The organism is Pararobbsia silviterrae, assembly GCF_003628125.1.
GTDB classification, from domain to species: domain Bacteria; phylum Pseudomonadota; class Gammaproteobacteria; order Burkholderiales; family Burkholderiaceae; genus Pararobbsia; species Pararobbsia silviterrae.
The window spans coordinates 188,351-204,408 of record NZ_RBZU01000002.1 but is presented as its reverse complement, the minus strand read 5'-3'; the positions used below and the strand labels follow the sequence as shown (position 1 = coordinate 204,408).

The 16,058-nt window shown below is 63.9% G+C and carries 15 protein-coding genes; 8 read left to right on the top strand and 7 right to left on the bottom strand.

Annotated elements, in window-relative coordinates; genetic code table 11:
- Nucleotides 1-75: 75 nt before the first annotated feature.
- The 4 genes from D7S86_RS06300 (at nt 76) to D7S86_RS06285 (ending at nt 3,763) form a co-directional block, all read left to right on the top strand.
- Entirely contained in the window at nt 76-1,599 is a 1,524-nt protein-coding gene (locus D7S86_RS06300) for a fumarate hydratase (RefSeq protein WP_121084661.1), read from the top strand.
- A gap of 336 nt (nt 1,600-1,935) precedes the next feature.
- Nucleotides 1,936-2,415 (top strand): bacterioferritin, encoded by a 480-nt coding sequence (gene bfr, locus D7S86_RS06295; protein WP_121084659.1) that lies wholly within the window; start codon nt 1,936-1,938, stop codon nt 2,413-2,415.
- A 23-nt stretch (nt 2,416-2,438) separates the two neighbouring features.
- Nucleotides 2,439-3,296: a glutamate racemase gene (murI, locus tag D7S86_RS06290; RefSeq protein ID WP_121084657.1), complete on the top strand. Its 858-nt coding sequence runs from the start codon at nt 2,439-2,441 to the stop codon at nt 3,294-3,296.
- A gap of 227 nt (nt 3,297-3,523) precedes the next feature.
- Nucleotides 3,524-3,763 (top strand): (2Fe-2S)-binding protein, encoded by a 240-nt coding sequence (locus D7S86_RS06285; RefSeq protein ID WP_121084655.1) that lies wholly within the window; start codon nt 3,524-3,526, stop codon nt 3,761-3,763.
- Nucleotides 3,764-4,221: 458 nt separating this feature from the next.
- On the opposite strand, the gene D7S86_RS06275 is transcribed toward D7S86_RS06285, so the two are convergent.
- Nucleotides 4,222-5,265: a LysR substrate-binding domain-containing protein gene (locus tag D7S86_RS06275; RefSeq protein WP_121084651.1), complete on the bottom strand. Its 1,044-nt coding sequence runs from the start codon at nt 5,263-5,265 to the stop codon at nt 4,222-4,224.
- Nucleotides 5,266-5,656: 391 nt separating this feature from the next.
- On the opposite strand from D7S86_RS06275, the gene D7S86_RS06270 reads away from it, so the two are divergent.
- From D7S86_RS06270 to hemP, 3 genes are all read left to right on the top strand, one after another.
- Nucleotides 5,657-6,061, top strand: a complete 405-nt coding sequence (locus D7S86_RS06270; protein WP_121084649.1) for an OsmC family protein — start codon at nt 5,657-5,659, stop codon at nt 6,059-6,061.
- Nucleotides 6,062-6,279: 218 nt separating this feature from the next.
- Complete coding sequence (locus tag D7S86_RS06265) at nt 6,280-6,762, top strand: SRPBCC family protein (RefSeq protein ID WP_121085242.1); 483 nt, start codon at nt 6,280-6,282, stop codon at nt 6,760-6,762.
- Nucleotides 6,763-6,972: 210 nt separating this feature from the next.
- Nucleotides 6,973-7,185 (top strand): hemin uptake protein HemP, encoded by a 213-nt coding sequence (gene hemP / locus D7S86_RS06260; protein ID WP_121084648.1) that lies wholly within the window; start codon nt 6,973-6,975, stop codon nt 7,183-7,185.
- Between the two features lie 348 nt (nt 7,186-7,533).
- Here the strand turns inward: hemP and D7S86_RS06255 are convergent, their stop codons facing one another.
- The 5 genes from D7S86_RS06255 to uvrB form a co-directional block, all read right to left on the bottom strand.
- The gene (locus tag D7S86_RS06255) at nt 7,534-8,949 is read right to left on the bottom strand and encodes a 4Fe-4S binding protein (protein WP_121084646.1); all 1,416 of its coding nucleotides are present in this window, start codon (nt 8,947-8,949) and stop codon (nt 7,534-7,536) included.
- On the bottom strand, nt 8,946-9,782 hold the full coding sequence (locus tag D7S86_RS06250) for an FTR1 family iron permease (RefSeq protein WP_121084643.1): 837 nt from the start codon (nt 9,780-9,782) through the stop codon (nt 8,946-8,948). Before D7S86_RS06250 ends, D7S86_RS06255 begins: the two co-directional genes overlap by 4 nt.
- Before the next feature lie 51 nt (nt 9,783-9,833).
- Nucleotides 9,834-10,169 carry a cupredoxin domain-containing protein gene (locus D7S86_RS06245; protein WP_121084642.1) on the bottom strand — a complete coding sequence of 112 codons (336 nt, stop codon included), beginning with the start codon at nt 10,167-10,169 and terminating at the stop codon, nt 9,834-9,836.
- 16 nt (nt 10,170-10,185) lie between these two features.
- Nucleotides 10,186-10,734 carry an iron transporter gene (locus tag D7S86_RS06240; RefSeq protein ID WP_121084639.1) on the bottom strand — a complete coding sequence of 183 codons (549 nt, stop codon included), beginning with the start codon at nt 10,732-10,734 and terminating at the stop codon, nt 10,186-10,188.
- A 288-nt stretch (nt 10,735-11,022) separates the two neighbouring features.
- Nucleotides 11,023-13,113: an excinuclease ABC subunit UvrB gene (gene uvrB, locus D7S86_RS06235; protein WP_121084637.1), complete on the bottom strand. Its 2,091-nt coding sequence runs from the start codon at nt 13,111-13,113 to the stop codon at nt 11,023-11,025.
- Nucleotides 13,114-13,269: 156 nt separating this feature from the next.
- Between uvrB and D7S86_RS06230 the strand changes: the two genes are divergently transcribed.
- Complete coding sequence (locus tag D7S86_RS06230; RefSeq protein ID WP_121084635.1) at nt 13,270-14,469, top strand: amino acid aminotransferase; 1,200 nt, start codon at nt 13,270-13,272, stop codon at nt 14,467-14,469.
- Nucleotides 14,470-14,671: 202 nt separating this feature from the next.
- Here the strand turns inward: D7S86_RS06230 and D7S86_RS06225 are convergent, their stop codons facing one another.
- Nucleotides 14,672-15,898 carry a patatin-like phospholipase family protein gene (locus tag D7S86_RS06225; RefSeq protein WP_121084633.1) on the bottom strand — a complete coding sequence of 409 codons (1,227 nt, stop codon included), beginning with the start codon at nt 15,896-15,898 and terminating at the stop codon, nt 14,672-14,674.
- Nucleotides 15,899-16,058 lie beyond the last annotated feature (160 nt).

Here is a 16,058-nt window from a genome sequence, read left to right as displayed (position 1 = left end):
TCGTCGCGGCCCATAAAAAACGCCCCGCGACGCTACGAACGGTCCGCGCGGCCCCTCCTCACAAGCAGAACCGTCATGACCGTCATCAAGCAGGAAGATCTGATCCAGAGTATTGCCGACTCGCTGCAATACATCAGCTACTACCACCCGCTCGACTACATCCAGGCGCTGGGCCGCGCATACGAGCGCGAACAGAGCGTCGCGGCGAAAGACGCGATTGCGCAGATCCTGACCAACAGCCGGATGTGCGCGGAAGGCCGCCGCCCGATCTGCCAGGACACCGGCATCGTGACGATCTTCGTCAAGATCGGCATGGACGTTCGGTGGGACGGCGCGACGATGGGCGTGACCGACATGATCAACGAGGGCGTGCGCCGCGGTTACACGCATCCGGACAACGTGCTGCGCGCATCGATCGTGAACCCGCCCGAGGGTGCGCGCAAGAATACGAAGGACAACACGCCGGCCGTGATCCATTACGAGATCGTGCCGGGCAACACGGTCGAGGTGCAAGTCGCGGCCAAGGGCGGCGGCTCCGAGAACAAGTCGAAGTTCGCGATGCTCAACCCGTCCGATTCGATCGTCGACTGGGTGCTCAAGACCGTGCCGCTGATGGGCGCGGGCTGGTGTCCGCCGGGCATGCTCGGCATCGGTATCGGCGGCACGGCCGAGAAGGCGATGCTCATGGCCAAGGAATCGCTGATGGATTCGATCGATATCCAGGACGTCATCGCGCGCGGTCCGAAGGACTGGGCCGAAGAGCTGCGCATCGAACTCTATGAAAAGGTCAACGCGCTAGGCATCGGCGCACAGGGTCTCGGCGGCCTCGCGACCGTGCTCGACGTCAAGATCCTGTCGGCGCCGACCCACGCGGCGAGCAAGCCGATCGCGATGATCCCGAACTGCGCCGCGACGCGTCACGCGCACTTCGTGCTCGACGGCTCGGGCGTCGCCCGCCTCGACCCGCCGCCGCTCGACGCCTGGCCGAAGGTCAACTGGACGCCGAACACCGAAACAAGCCAGCGCGTCGACCTGAACACGCTGACGCCCGAGCAGGTCGCGGCGTGGAAGCCGGGCCAGACGCTGCTGCTGTCGGGCAAGATGCTCACGGGCCGCGACGCGGCGCACAAGCGCATCGCCGACATGCTCGCCGCGGGTCAGACACTGCCGGTCGACTTCAAGAACCGGGTGATCTATTACGTCGGCCCCGTCGATCCGGTCCGTGACGAGGCGGTCGGTCCCGCAGGCCCGACAACCGCGACGCGGATGGATAAATTCACCGAGACGATGCTCGCGCAGACCGGCCTGATCTCGATGATCGGCAAGGCCGAGCGCGGCCCGGTCGCGATCGAGGCGATCCGCAAGCACAAGGCCGCGTATCTGATGGCGGTCGGCGGCGCGGCCTATCTCGTCTCGAAGGCGATCCGTTCGGCGAAGGTGCTCGCGTTCGAGGACCTCGGCATGGAAGCGATCTACGAGTTCGACGTCCAGGACATGCCCGTGACGGTCGCCGTCGATTCGAACGGCACGTCGGTCCATCAGACCGGCCCGAAGGAATGGCAGGCCAAGATCGGCAAGATCCCCGTCGCGACGGCGTGATCGATCGGTTCGATCGGTTCGGATAGCGCGCGCAAGCGCGCGCGTCATCCGCCGCGGCACACCCGGCCGCCCCGCCGCCGCGTACGCGCGGGTCCGGCATGCCCGCCCCCGTGCGGCATGAATCGATCGACGCGCGGCGCAGACGTGACAGCGAACGCGCCTGCTCACGGATCGGCCGGCACGGGCGATGCGGTACGACACGCTTGGGCGGTCAAGCAGAAAACAAACGCCCGTGCACACGATCGTCAATTTGACGTCGTTGTGGCCTTAAAAGACAGCTATGTTTAAGCTTGCGTCCACGCCCCCAGGAATTGCGATAGTCAGGAGCTAAAGAAAATGCAAGGCGATAAAAAAGTCATCGAATATCTGAACGCCCAGCTCAAGAACGAGCTCACCGCCATCAATCAGTACTTCCTGCACGCACGGATGTATCAGCATTGGGGACTCGACAAGCTCGGCAAGCATGAGTACGACGAGTCGATCGGTGAAATGAAGCACGCGGACATGCTGATCCAGCGGATTTTCATGCTCGACGGCCTGCCCAATCTCCAGGATCTGCACAAGCTGCTCGTCGGCGAAGACACCGTCGAGATTCTCAAGTGCGACCTCAAGCTCGAACAAATCTCGCAAGGGACCTGCAAGGAGGCGATCGCCTACTGCGAGTCGGTGCGTGATTTCGTGTCGCGCGAAATCTTCGTGACGATCCTGCAGGACACGGAAGAGCATATCGACTGGCTCGAAACGCAGATCGACCTCGTCGAGAAGGTCGGCCTGCAGAACTACCACCAGTCGGGTATGGCCTCGTTCGAGTCCTGATTCCCGCGTTCGACGCTACGGCCATGATCGATTCGCGCGGTCCGGTCGGGGTCTTCGACTCCGGCCTCGGCGGACTCTCGGTGCTCCGCGCCGTCCGGGCCTTGCTGCCGCACGAGGACATCGTCTACGTCGCCGATTCGGGCAACGCGCCGTACGGCGGACGCGACGACGCGTTCATCATCGAGCGCTCGCTCGCGATCAGCGAATGGCTGCTCGGCCAGCACGCGAAGGCGATGGTCGTCGCGTGCAACACGGCGACCGCGCAAGCGGTCCATCTGCTGCGGACCTTGAGTCCGATCCCGCTCGTCGGCGTCGAGCCGGGCCTCAAGCCGGCGGCCGCGATCTCCAAAACGGGGGTCGCGGGCGTGCTGGCGACCGCATCGACATTGCGCAGCGAAAAATTCCGGCGCTTGCTCGACGAACATCAGACGCGCTGCCGCTATCTGTGCCAGCCCGGCCTCGGGCTCGTCGAGATGATCGAGCGCGGCGACACCGATTCTCCCGCCCTGATGGCGCTGCTCGAGCAATACCTCGCGCCGATGCTCGCCGAAGGCGCCGACACGCTCGTGCTCGGCTGCACGCACTATCCGTTTGTCGATACGGCCATCCGGCGCATTACGGGCGATCGCCTGACGATCGTCGATACGAGCGCCGCGATCGCGCAGCAGCTCGCGCGCTTGCTCGGCCGTCCGCTCACGCAAGCCGAATCGACCCCGGACGCGGCCGACCGTCCGCAAGGCCGGGTCCGGCTGTGTACGACGGGCGATCCGGAGCCGCTCGCGTATGTCGCGCGGACGCTGCTCGGACTTGAACAATCTGTCGAGATCCTTTCGATCCCTTCTCGCCATACCCACGACGGCAGCCCCGCGGTGTCGGTATAAATCGCTCGCGCCGCGTCGTGCGCGCGTCGATTTAACGCGTTGATCCTGAAGACTTTCACGGGTTCTGCTCGAATCGGCGCCGCCGCATCGGCGTGCCGATCGGGATCCCGCCCCCCATTGAATAACCCTGCTCGCGACCTGTTACAAAAAACGTGTAGACGGCACTTGCTCGCCACCAAGGATCTGAACAATAATAATTCGCATTAACGCTCAACGAGTTCCGAAGCATGATTGTGTGTGTCTGCAAGTCGGTGTCCGACCGCCATATCCACGGGGCCATCCGAGAAGGCGCCGAGTCGTTCGAGGAACTGCAATTCGAGTTGGGCGTTTCGCTTTGCTGCGGCAAATGCGAAGGTCATGTGCGCGGCATGCTGGAGGAAAGCGGCCTGTGCGCGACGGGCTGCCTGCACAAGGGCGAAGCCGTCGCCAGCGCGCCGATCCAGTTTTACGAGCGTGTAGCGGCCTGATCGCCCACGCGCGCGGCCACGCCGCGCAACGTCCTCGGTCCGCGTGACGCGCGGGCCTGCATCCCGATCTTCTCCCCAGCGCCCTGTCCGAGGGCTGCTTCGACGCCTTTTCCGCTATCCAAAAGTAAAGGCCCCCGCGTCGCGGGGGCCTTTGTGTGTGCGCACGCAGCGCATTCGGGCTTAGAGGTGACAGGCAACCTCATGTGGGTGCAGATCCCCTCCATGGCGGGATTGCCGTCGTCGACACGGTAACCGCCGTTCGCCCTATCGGGCTCACTAAGGATAGTGGCCTCTGTCTTCCGCACGGGCACCCCCAGTGCAAAAGTGCGTCTTCAATATAGACACGATGACCCGACGCGCCAAAGAACCATCGGTAATGTGCGACCCGTCGCAAATAGATTATTCGACGATGGCGCTGACGGGCCCGCGCGCGACTCGACAGCCTGCCGCGCCCGCCCCTATTCGACGATCTGCCCGAGCGAATCGCGGATCGCCTCGGCCGACGTCGTGTGAGAAGCGAGGATCGCGCGTTCGTGGATCGACAGGCGCGATTCGTCGAGCGAGCCGTCCGCGTTGCGCGGACATTTGGGCACATCGGGATCGCGAAACGCTTCGACGAGAAAATCGACGAACACGCGCACCGCGGGCGTGAGTCCTTGCCGCGACAGAAACACCGCATAGAAATTCGGTTGCGGCGACGACCATCCGGGCAGCACCGGCACGAGCGACCCTTCGGACATCGCGGTCGCGAAGTTCATTTCGGGCAGCACGGCGATGCCGATCCCGGCCTTGACGCTGTTGAAAATCGTGCCGATATCCGCCGTCACGAGACGCGGCGAATGCGGCACGTCGTGCGACTCGCCCGTCGGACTCACTAGATGGAATACATGACGGCCGTCCTCGACGGGCACATCGAGCGTATCGAATCGCGCGAGATCGTCGAGGCCCTTCGGCCGCCCGACCCGGTTTAACAAGGACGGCGCCGCGACGAGCAACTGCGTCGTCGTCATCAGCGGCCGGACGACGACGTTCTCGCTGCGCGGCGGTTCGGAGCGCACGCGCAGGGCCACGTCGATGCCGTCCTCGTAGAGATCGACGACACGGTTCGTCACACGGACCGAGATCCGAACCTCCGGATATTGGCTTAGAAAGCGCGGCAGAATCGGCGAAAGCAGCATATGCGAGACCGTCACCGGGCAACTGACGCGCACGGTACCGCGCGGCGCTTCGCGCAGTTGCGAGACCGTGTCGAGCGCCGCGCGCGCTTCGCCGAGCATGGCCGCGCAGTGCTCGTAGAACACGCGCCCGGCCTCGGTCAGCGCGAGTCGGCGAGTCGAGCGTTGCAGCAGCCGCACGCCGAGCTTCGCCTCGAGGTCGGACAGCCGGCGCGAGAGTCGTGACTTCGAAATACCGAGCACGCGCTCCGCCGCCGAAAATCCGCCGTGTTCGACGATCTGCGAGAAATACATCAAGTCGTTCAGATCGTGTGTCTGCCAATCCATAACTGTTCGCGCCGTGTGTCCGGCGTACGCACGATGCGCTTCGCCGGTGACCTGCCATCGAGATGCAACCGCCGTTATGATATTCCGCAACGGCTTGGGCGGCACGCGGCCATCCTGTCCACGGGTCGTCGCGCGCTTGCGCTGTCGTAAGACTGGACGGTCTCGGTAAGGTCGGCGGGTCACCAGCTCACCCGTCGCCGGGTCACCACGGATCGCCAGGTCCCCGGGTCGGTGGTCGGTGGTCGGTGGTCGGTGGTCGGTGGTCGGTGGTCGGTGGTCGGTGGTCGGTGGTCGGCAGGTTAGCGCCTCAGCGGATCAACAAGTCGGCAGATTGGCACGCCACGAGGCGTCGCCGGCATGCCGCACACTTTATTTTTTGATGGAGTTTCCGATGGAAGTCACCCAGGTCAGCGCCACGCTCGAGGGCCCGAACTACCGTGTACTGCTCGACGACGGCCACCATACGTGGCTCGGCGACGAGCCCGAGGCGGTCGGCGGCGGCGACCGCGGTCCGACACCGTTTGCATTGCTGCTTTCGAGCCTGGGCACCTGTACGGCGATTACCGTCAAGATGTATGCCGAGCGAAAAGGCTGGCCGCTCCACCGTATCGAGGTCAAACTGGCATTTTCATCGGACGCCAACGGATCGACGATCGATCGCGAAGTCGCCGTGTTCGGCGCGCTCGACGACTCACAACGCGAGCGCTTGCTTCAGATCGCGAATGCTTGCCCGGTCCATAAAGTGCTGAGTAAGCCGATCGAGATCCGCACGACGGCCGCCGACGTCGCCGTCTGAGGACGCCCGCGAAGTATCGACTGACGCGCGACGCCTGTCGCCAAACCGAGATTGACGGGTTGCAGGGTTCGGATGCGCCGCGTGTGCCGCACCGGGCGTGCGTATCGAATCAGCCATGTGTCGTGCGCATCGTGTGCGATGGACATTGCACCGGCGGCGCGTCAAGACGGCGCGTCAAGACGGCGCGTCAAATACCGCAAAGAAAGGAAGCCGTACCCTTGAATTTCGAACATCTGATCCAGATCAACGATCCGCTGAACCCGTTGCTCGATCCGCTGACGCGCGAGGAGGTCTGGCAAGGCTTGCTGCTGCGCGTCGAGAAGCCGCAGTTATTTGTCGCCGGACTCGACCAGTGCACGATCTTGCGTCGTGACGGCGACACGATCGAACGCGAGCTCAACTATGGCGTCGCGAAGGTACGCGACCGCGTCACGCTGACACCGAGCGAACGCGTGCGCTATGAGATCGCCGCCACGGACTCGCATGTCGGCGGCACGCTGACGATGACGATCGAAGCCCCCGACGAACTCCAGTTGTTCCTGCGCTTCGAATACGCGACGACGCTGCCCGAACCGCGCGGATCGGATGACCGGCAAACGATGGAAATCGTCAAATCCGCGTATCGCGAAGCCGATATCGATACCGTGCGCCTGATTCGCCAGTTTGCTCACGCCGGCCAACTCTCGGGCAGGCTCCACTAACCGACCGGAACGCCGCGCATCGACCCGGTCGCCCCCCTCGCCGCGACACAAACCCCGTCCGTCACGCGGGTCACATGACCCGCTTGCGCGCTGCTCCCCGATGGAAATGTAAAAAGCTATCGAGACGCGCAGGCCATTTAAACGGTCAACTTGCTAACGAGAATCGTTCTCATTACTATTGATTCATCGAAAGCAAGGAGCTGCCAGAACATGAACCTGAGCAACCCGCTGTCCCGCCCCAAATTGAAGCTACGCTCGGCCATCGCGAACAAGGATGCGGGCGGCGCTCCGGCCCAGACAGGTGAACGCGCGCTGAGCAGCGCGACCCTGCTGCAAGGCCAGACCACTGTCAATATTCACCACAACGGCGTGCGTTATCAATTGCGCTCGACCCGTAACGGTGGCCTGATTCTGACGAAGTAACGTCGTACCGAGTATTGTGGGGACCACCCTCTCGCAGGGTGTTCGGCTAGCCAGCCCACCTGGCCCGTTGACGCAAAAGACTAGACCCCTTCGGGCGTTGACGATCCACCAGCTAAGCAAGCCACGCCATTTTTTTGTCCCGACACATTGACCATGCACTAGCCGAACGGCCGCATGGACACTTAGGAACCCGCCCGGCGACCATGCCGGGCTCGCAATGTCGAACCCCTCGCTTCATGTCATTGAAGCGAGGGGTTTTGTTATTTGCGGCCCGAGATTAATAGACACAAGCAAGCGCGAGCAAGCGCGAAACGAGCATGTCGTACATGCCGACGCGCCCGCCGTCCCCTACCAATGCCAGAACATGAGCCACCACGCGCTGTCGACCACGGCCAGCGCGGCGGCGAAACACGCGAGCGCCGCACCCTTCGCGATCCAGTTCGCCGAGTGGCGGCCGACGACACGCACCGCGAGCCATGCACTCCACGTGTTGGCGATGCCCAGAATCAGCACGCGCACCGCGGATGCCCAGCTCAGGTCGAGATGCTCGGCCTTGAGAATCGTCAGCGTCGTCGCGGACAGGCCGAGAAACACCCCCGTGCCGGCCAGCGGAATCAACGCCTGTGCAAGGTGGTGGAGGCGCGTAAAGCGCCACGCGCCCAAGGCCCGGTTCCCGAGCGCGAGCAAGGCCAGCAGCGCGGTCCCGTAGACCGCGCCCGTCGCGAGGATGTAGCCGACGACGAGTCCGCCGTCGAGCCACGAAAACACGTCGTTCTGGTCCGGATAGTGTGTGAGCAGGAACCACGGCGCACTCGTATCGAGCGGCCAGAGGATATTGCGATCGATGAGCCAGCCCGCGAAAAACTGCTTGAGCTCGACGAACCACGGACTCGCGGTCCAGTGAAACGCCCCGATCGCAATCCCGAGCAGACCGTAGAGGATCAACGCGGTATCCCAGGCATTCGCCTCTTTCTCGCCGAAATGCACGACTTCCGTCGTCGGCGAGCGCAGGCTCAGCGCAATGGCGTCGCGATGTCCGCTGCAGCGCGCGCACATATGGCAGTCGGCATTGCCCTTCATATTGCGCAGCGGCACGAGCGGCGCGCAATTGATCGGGATGACGCGATGGCCGTGTTCGCCGTCCTTGTACGAACGCTTCCACGCGAGTTCGTCGACCTTGTAGTGAAACGGCGCCAGCCGCGCGAGCAGCGAAAACACGCCGTTGACCGGGCACAGATACTTGCACCAGACCCGCTTCTCGCGCCCATACAGATAGCCGATCACGATCGCCGCGGCCGTCGAACCGCCGAGCACGAGCAACACGGCCTTCGGGTACTGATAGACGCTGACCATTTGCCCATAGACCGTCGTCAGCGCGAACGCGACGAACGGCCAGCCGCCCCAGCGCATCCAGCGCGGGATCGCGGCGCCGCGGCCGAACTTGCTCGCGAACTCCGACAGCGTCCCCTCGGGACACAGTACGCCGCACCAGATCCGCCCGAGCAGCACCATCGACAACAGCACGAACGGCCACCAGATGCCCCAGAACACGAACTGCGCGAAGACCGTCAGGTTGTTCCAGATATGGGCGGTATCGCCGGGCAACGGCATCACGGCGGGCACGATGATCAAAATGCCGTAGACGAGCACGACGAGCCACTGAATCGCGCGGATGCTTTTCGCATGGCGCTGCATCCAGTCGCCGAACCGGGCCAGCCGGGTTCGATGGGATTGACCGAGCTCCGGCCCGAGCAGCGTGCTCATGCGGCGTGCTGTTGCGCCTGCTGCGCCGAACGGGCCCAACGCGTGAGCGCCCAGATCACGGCCCAATAGACGAGATACGCGACGACGTTCGTGACCGACGGATGTGCGCGATAGCCGGTCAGCGTCGCGACGAGACCGCCGAACGGATGCGAATCGTCGAGAATCGCGCTCGTATCCCAGAGCGTGCTGCCCGCGGGCAACAACTCCTTATCGATGAGCTTGTCGACGCCGAGTTCGAAAAGACCCGCCGCGAGGAAAAACAGCATGATCTCCGTCACGCGGAAGAACGCGCGCCACGAGAAGTACTTGCCGCCGAGCTGGAACACATAAAAGCTCAGGAACGCGAGGCCGAGCCCCAGCACGATCGCCAGCAACTGCATGCCGTCGACATGGCCGTTCTGGCCGAGCCCGATCCCGTAGAGAAAGATGACCGTTTCGCTGCCCTCGCGCGCGATCGCGAGTGCGACGAGAACCGTGATGCCCCACCAGTTCGCGTCGCGCGTGCTGCGTTCGAGCGAGGCTTCCATCTCGCGCTTGAGCGTGCGGCCGTGCTGGCGCATCCAGAGCACCATCTGCACGACGAGCACACACGCGACAAGCACCATCGCGATCTGGAAATAATCCTGCGCGTCGCCCGACATCGCCTCGGTGAACCACACGAGCGCGGCGCCGAGCGCCACGGCCGCGAGCACGCCGAGTCCGACGCCGGCCCACAGATAAGGCAGTCCCTTTCTCGCCGTCGCGTCGCCGTTGCGCAGCCACGCGTAAAGAATGCCGACCACAAGCAGCGCTTCGACACTCTCACGCCAGACAATGAACAGGATCTGCCCCATCAACCACCTCCTTCGTAGTGCTTCCTAGCCCTTCCCGGGACCTCGGTATCGCTATTTCGCGACGATGACGCCCTGACCGGTGGCCTGGTTGAAATCGTCGAAGAACTTGTACTCGCCCGGATCGAGCGGCGCGATCACGACGAACGACTCGCCGCCCGGCGCCAGGACTTTTTCCTTGCGCAACTGGACGCTCTCGAACTCGACGGCGCTGGTGCCCGAGTTCTTGATCGCGATCTTGATCCGCTTGCCGGCCGGCACCTCGATACGCGTCGGCGACACCTTGCCGTTCGACATATCGAGCTGAAACGTCGGCAGATCCTCGGCATGGGCAAGGCCCGACAACGTGGCGGTCAGCGCGAGCAGCGCGATCTTGCTGTTGACTTTCATGCTTGCCCCCGGCAGATCAGTAACCGCCCTTCTTGCCGATGCCCGCGAACGGGAAGTCGTATTCGAGCGTAATGGGCTTGAACCACGGACCCACGCCGGTTTCCTTGTCGACGTGACGGCCGAACGCCATATGGCCCATCTGCATCGGCGGTTCGACGACGAGCTTCAGATGATATTTGCCCGGGCCGAACAGCTTGACGTTGTCGCCATAGTGCGGACCGTCGTCGGCGACCATCGGCATCAGGTCGCCCTTGAGCGTTTGCGTCGAACCGACCTTCGTGAGTTCGTAATGGACCTGCAGATAAGGCATCCAATCGCCTTCGGCGAAGCCCGTCGGATTGTTCTTGACCGCGTGAATATCGGCCTCGAGGTGAACGTCCGAGTCCGATGCCTTGCGCATCATGCCTTCGGGTTCCATCGTGATCGGCTGCAGATAGACCGCGCCGATCTCCATGCCGCCTTGAATCGCATGCTGGCCAATCGGATATTCGGCAGCCTGCGCATTCATCGATGCGAGGGCGGCAAAGCCTGCGATCGCCATACCGGCCCACACGGCCTGTTTCATTTTTACCGTCATTCACGACTCCCAGGATTCACGACAGAGATACGACTCATTGCATAGATCGAGGAACAGCGCCGCCTACCTTACAGTTGAATATGCTAGCGGTAAGCTTAATGCGAACTATTCTCAATGACGCGAAGTTTAGCACCGTTCGCGGACAAACACAGTAAAACACCCGTCACAAAAAGGTCACGCGCGAGCCATCGCTGACGCGGCGCGCATCGCAGTGCGTCCGCCGGCGCGCGCGAGGTCGCCGCGCGCCTCGATCACGCCCCGCGCACTGTGTTCCCCTCACAGGGTGCCGGTCATCGACGAATCGCCGACGTTCGCGCCGAAGACGCGCTCGCGAAGCTTCGCGAGCTGGTCGCGCGTCTGGGCCGCCTTCTCGAACTCGAGGTCCTTCGCGTAGTCCATCATCTGCTTTTCGAGGCGTTTGATTTCCTTCGCGAGCTGCTTCTCGCTCATGTCCTCGTACTTCGCGCGTTCCTGTTCCGCCTTGAGCTCGGCCTTCGCCTCGGTCGCGTCGTAAACGCCGTCGATCAGATCCTTGATCCGCTTGACGACGCCGCGCGGCTGAATGCCGTTCGCCTCGTTATGCGCGATCTGCTTCGCGCGGCGCCGCTCGGTTTCGTCGATCGCGCGACGCATCGAATCGGTGATGCGGTCCGCATAGAGAATGGCCTTGCCGTTCACATTACGGGCCGCGCGGCCGATCGTCTGGATCAGCGAGCGCTCGGCGCGCAGAAAGCCTTCCTTGTCGGCGTCGAGGATCGCGACGAGCGACACCTCGGGAATGTCGAGCCCCTCGCGCAGCAGATTGATCCCGACGAGCACGTCGAACGTGCCGATCCGCAGATCGCGGATGATTTCGACGCGCTCGACCGTGTCGATGTCGCTATGCAGATAGCGGACCTTGACCGCATGCTCGGACAGAAAGTCGGTCAGTTGCTCGGCCATGCGTTTGGTCAGCACGGTCACGAGCACGCGCTCGCCGACCGCCACGCGCGCGTTGATTTCGGTCAGCACGTCGTCGACCTGCGTGCGCGCGGGCCGGACTTCGAGCGTCGGATCGACGAGCCCGGTCGGCCGCACGACCTGTTCGGCGACCTGACCCGAGGTGCGTTGCTCGTAATCGGCCGGCGTCGCCGAGACAAAGACGACCTGACGCATCTTGCGCTCGAACTCGCCGAACTTGAGCGGACGGTTGTCGAGCGCGGACGGCAGCCGGAAACCGTAGTCGACCAGGTTCTCCTTGCGCGCGCGGTCGCCGTTGTACATGCCGTTGAACTGGCCGATCAGTACGTGCGATTCGTCGAGCAGCATGAGCGCGTCGCTCGGCAGGTAATCGACGAGCGTCGGCGGGGGTTCGCCGGGCGCCGCGCCCGAGAAATGCCGCGAATAGTTCTCGATGCCCTTGCAGAAGCCGAGTTCCTGAAGCATCTCGAGATCGAAACGCGTGCGCTGTTCGAGCCGCTGCGCCTCGACGAGCTTGCCGTCGCGATAGAAGAATTCGAGCCGTTCGCGGAGTTCTTCCTTGATCGTCTCGATCGCGCGCATCACCGTGTCGCGCGGCGTCACGTAGTGCGACGACGGATAGACCGTGAACCGCGGAATCTTGCCGCGCACGCGGCCCGTCAGCGGATCGAAAAGCTGGAGCGTCTCGATCTCGTCGTCGAACAGCTCGACACGCACCGCCATCTCGGCGTGCTCGGCCGGAAAGATATCGATCGTGTCGCCGCGCACGCGGAACGTGCCGCGCTGGAAATCGGTCTCGTTGCGCGTGTATTGCATCGCGATGAGCCGCGCGATCATGTCGCGCTGCCCCATCCGGTCGCCCTGGCGCAGGGTCAGGACCATCTGGTGATATTCGCTCGGATTGCCGATCCCGTAGATCGCCGAGACCGTCGCGACGATCACGGTATCGCGGCGTTCGAGCAGGCTCTTCGTCGCCGAAAGCCGCATCTGCTCGATATGTTCGTTGATCGACGAATCCTTCTCGATGAACAGATCGCGCTGCGGCACATACGCTTCGGGCTGGTAATAGTCGTAATACGAAACGAAGTACTCGACGGCGTTGCGCGGAAAAAATTCCCGGAACTCCGCGTAGAGCTGGGCCGCGAGCGTCTTGTTCGGCGCGAACACGATCGCGGGCCGCCCGAGCCGCGCGATGACATTGGCCATCGTGAAGGTCTTGCCCGACCCCGTGACGCCGAGCAGGGTCTGGAACGACAGCCCGTCCTCGATCCCCTCGACGAGCGTGCCGATCGCGCCCGGCTGGTCGCCCGCGGGCGGAAACGGCTGGTAGAGCTGATACGGCGAATCATCGAACGTCGCGAACTTCGATTCGTCGAGAGCGGTATCACTTTCCCACGTGTCGGTCATCTTCGATAAAATAGGCGCGGTTGCGCCTGGAATGGGCTGGCCCGTGGCGGGCCGAATTCGACATTCTAGCCCGTTCGCGCAATCAGGTCGGGCTCCCGCGCCCCACCCCGCGACCGTGATTCGCCTTTTTCACCTCTATCTGATCCGAGCAGGCACATGACCTTGTTTTCCGCCGTCGAACTCGCCCCGCGCGACCCGATTCTGGGCCTCAACGAAGCCTTCAACGCCGATTCCCGTACGACCAAAGTCAATCTTGGCGTTGGCGTCTACACGAATGACGAAGGCAAAATTCCGCTGCTGCGGGCGGTTCGCGACGCCGAGAAAGCCCGCGTCGATGCCGCGCTGCCGCGCGGCTATCTGCCGATCGACGGAATCGCTGCCTACGACTCGGCCGTTCAGACCCTGCTGCTCGGCGCCGATTCGCCGCTCATCGCGGCCGGTCGCGTGCTGACGGCGCAAGCCCTCGGCGGCACGGGCGCGCTCAAGATCGGCGCGGACTTCCTCAAGCGCCTGAACCCGAACGCGAAGGTCGCGATCAGCGATCCGAGCTGGGAAAACCACCGCGCGCTGTTCGAATCGGCCGGTTTCGAAGTGCTCAGCTATCCGTACTATGACCCGTCGACGTATGGCGTGAACTTCGCGGGCATGATCGCCGCGCTCGAATCGTACGCGGCGGGCACGGTCGTCGTGCTGCACGGCTGCTGCCACAACCCGACCGGCGCCGATCTGACGCCCGATCAATGGGCGAAGGTCATCGAAGTCGTCAAGGCGCGTCAGCTCGTGCCCTTCCTCGATATCGCGTATCAGGGCTTCGCCGACGGCATCGACGCCGACGCGACGGCCGTGCGTCAGTTCGCGAAGGCCGACCTCGACTTCTTCGTGTCGAGCTCGTTCTCGAAGTCGTTCTCGCTGTACGGCGAGCGCGTCGGCGCGCTTTCGATCGTGACGTCGAGCAAGGACGAATCGGCACGCGTGCTCTCGCAGCTCAAGCGCGTGATCCGCACGAACTACTCGAATCCGCCGACGCACGGCGGCTCGATCGTCGCCGCGGTGCTCAGCAGCCCCGAACTGCGTCAGACGTGGGAAAACGAACTCGGCGAAATGCGCGACCGGATCCGCACGATGCGCACGTCGCTCGTCGACAAGCTCAAGGCCGCGGGCGCCTCGCGCGACTTCGGCTTCGTCGCCCAGCAACGCGGCATGTTCTCGTACACGGGCCTGAGCACCGAACAGGTCGATCGCCTGCGCACCGAGTTCGGCATCTACGCAGTCGGCACGGGCCGGATCTGCGTCGCGGCGCTCAACACGAAGAACATCGACGCGGTCGCGAACGCGATCACCCAGGTGCTCAAGTAAGTCGAAGCAGTCCGGCGCGGAGCCGTGCCGGCATCGCGACACGGCCCACGCGCCGCCGCAGTCACAGGGCCACGCCCTGACCCAGCGCCCCACGGCGCCTTGAGATGCACATCCACCGCTCGGTCTTCGAGCGGCGAGCGGGTGCGTTTCACGGCTCGCGGGGCGTTTGCATTGCGGAACGCGAGACGGACCCTCGCGTGCTTCACCGGTGATCGCGGTGAATATCGTGCGTGATGAAGCCCGCTTCGTTGTCGGGCAAGTCGAGCCAGTCCGGATGATCGAGCGTCGCGCGCATGTCCGCGAGTCCGGTGTCCCAGTGCGCGCGCATCGTCGAGTGTCCGAACTGGAAGTCCTTGAAGTGCCCGTCGTATTCCTTGGCCTGGTAAATCACGTGCACGACGTTGTAGCGTTTGCCGCACGCGAGTTCCTCGGCCACGCGGCACCAGTGATCGTTCGCGCGCACGTCGGGCGGCACGCGATCGAGCACTTGATGGAGGACATGACGGAACCGTTGCGATCGCTGCAACATATCGGTGACGAGACGCGTGCGGCTCGAATACTGGATGTCCTTTTGCCGGCCGCCGACATCGGTCAGATTGTCGGGCACGGGGCCGAGCGCGCTCCATAGATCGACCTGGAACGCGAGCGTGTCGCGGCGCGGCGTCGTCTGCAGCACGCGCGTCAGCGGCGTGTTCGACATCAATCCGCCGTCCCAGTAGTACTCGCCGTCGATCTCGACGGCCGCAAAGCCGGGCGGCAGCGCACCCGACGCCATGAAATGCTCGGCGCGCAAGCGCTCCTTCCGATTGTCGAAGTACACGAAGTTGCCGGTCCGCACATTGACCGCGCCGACCGATACGCGGATGTCGCCGTCGTTGATCCGGTCGAAGTCGCACAAGCGTTCGAGCGTCGCCTTGAGCGGCCGGGTGTCGTACCAGCTCGCGGTCGCGGGGTCGTGCTTGGACAACGGAGACGGCGGCGGCATGCGCGGCACGAAGAAGCCCTTCTGGCCTTCGAGCACGGTCTGCACGGCCTGCCACGTCGTAAAGCCCTTGCGCACGAAGTCGCTCGCATGGAACAGCGCCTCTTCGAGCCCCGACGGCACCGACAGGCCATAGGCCGGCGTACAGACCAATTCCCAGAATTCGACGAGACGTTCGAGACGATGCTCGGGCGGATTGCCCGCGATCAAGGCCGTGTTGAGCGCGCCGATCGAGATGCCCGCGATCCAGTCGGGCGCGATGCCCGCTTCGTCGAGCCCCTGAAACACACCGGCCTGATACGCGCCGAGCGCGCCGCCGCCCTGCAGGACGAGCGCGACGGTTTCGTACGGCGGCAATGCGATGCGACGCCGCGCGTGTGAATGGCGGGGCGCGCCGTCGGGTGATGCGCCGTTGCCCTGTGCCTTGTCATCCGTCGATTCCGCCATATCCGGCCTCCACGATCCGTAAACACGCCACGTCTCAGCACATTGCGGGCCGCGCATTGCAGCGCATGGCAGCGCGCCACGCGGCGCGTGCACATCGACCCGATGGGCGGCCGCGCATGGACGCGCAGCACCGACGCGCCGCCGATACGCCCGCCTGCCG

Coding starts and splice junctions, on each gene's coding strand:
- D7S86_RS06300 (WP_121084661.1), top strand. CDS start 76: ATGACCGTCATCAAGCAGGAAGATCTGATCCAGAGTATTGCCGACTCG.
- bfr (WP_121084659.1), top strand. CDS start 1,936: ATGCAAGGCGATAAAAAAGTCATCGAATATCTGAACGCCCAGCTCAAG.
- murI (WP_121084657.1), top strand. CDS start 2,439: ATGATCGATTCGCGCGGTCCGGTCGGGGTCTTCGACTCCGGCCTCGGC.
- D7S86_RS06285 (WP_121084655.1), top strand. CDS start 3,524: ATGATTGTGTGTGTCTGCAAGTCGGTGTCCGACCGCCATATCCACGGG.
- D7S86_RS06275 (WP_121084651.1), bottom strand. CDS start 5,265: ATGGATTGGCAGACACACGATCTGAACGACTTGATGTATTTCTCGCAG.
- D7S86_RS06270 (WP_121084649.1), top strand. CDS start 5,657: ATGGAAGTCACCCAGGTCAGCGCCACGCTCGAGGGCCCGAACTACCGT.
- hemP (WP_121084648.1), top strand. CDS start 6,973: ATGAACCTGAGCAACCCGCTGTCCCGCCCCAAATTGAAGCTACGCTCG.
- D7S86_RS06255 (WP_121084646.1), bottom strand. CDS start 8,949: ATGAGCACGCTGCTCGGGCCGGAGCTCGGTCAATCCCATCGAACCCGG.
- D7S86_RS06250 (WP_121084643.1), bottom strand. CDS start 9,782: ATGGGGCAGATCCTGTTCATTGTCTGGCGTGAGAGTGTCGAAGCGCTG.
- D7S86_RS06245 (WP_121084642.1), bottom strand. CDS start 10,169: ATGAAAGTCAACAGCAAGATCGCGCTGCTCGCGCTGACCGCCACGTTG.
- D7S86_RS06240 (WP_121084639.1), bottom strand. CDS start 10,734: ATGAAACAGGCCGTGTGGGCCGGTATGGCGATCGCAGGCTTTGCCGCC.
- uvrB (WP_121084637.1), bottom strand. CDS start 13,113: ATGACCGACACGTGGGAAAGTGATACCGCTCTCGACGAATCGAAGTTC.
- D7S86_RS06230 (WP_121084635.1), top strand. CDS start 13,270: ATGACCTTGTTTTCCGCCGTCGAACTCGCCCCGCGCGACCCGATTCTG.
- D7S86_RS06225 (WP_121084633.1), bottom strand. CDS start 15,898: ATGGCGGAATCGACGGATGACAAGGCACAGGGCAACGGCGCATCACCC.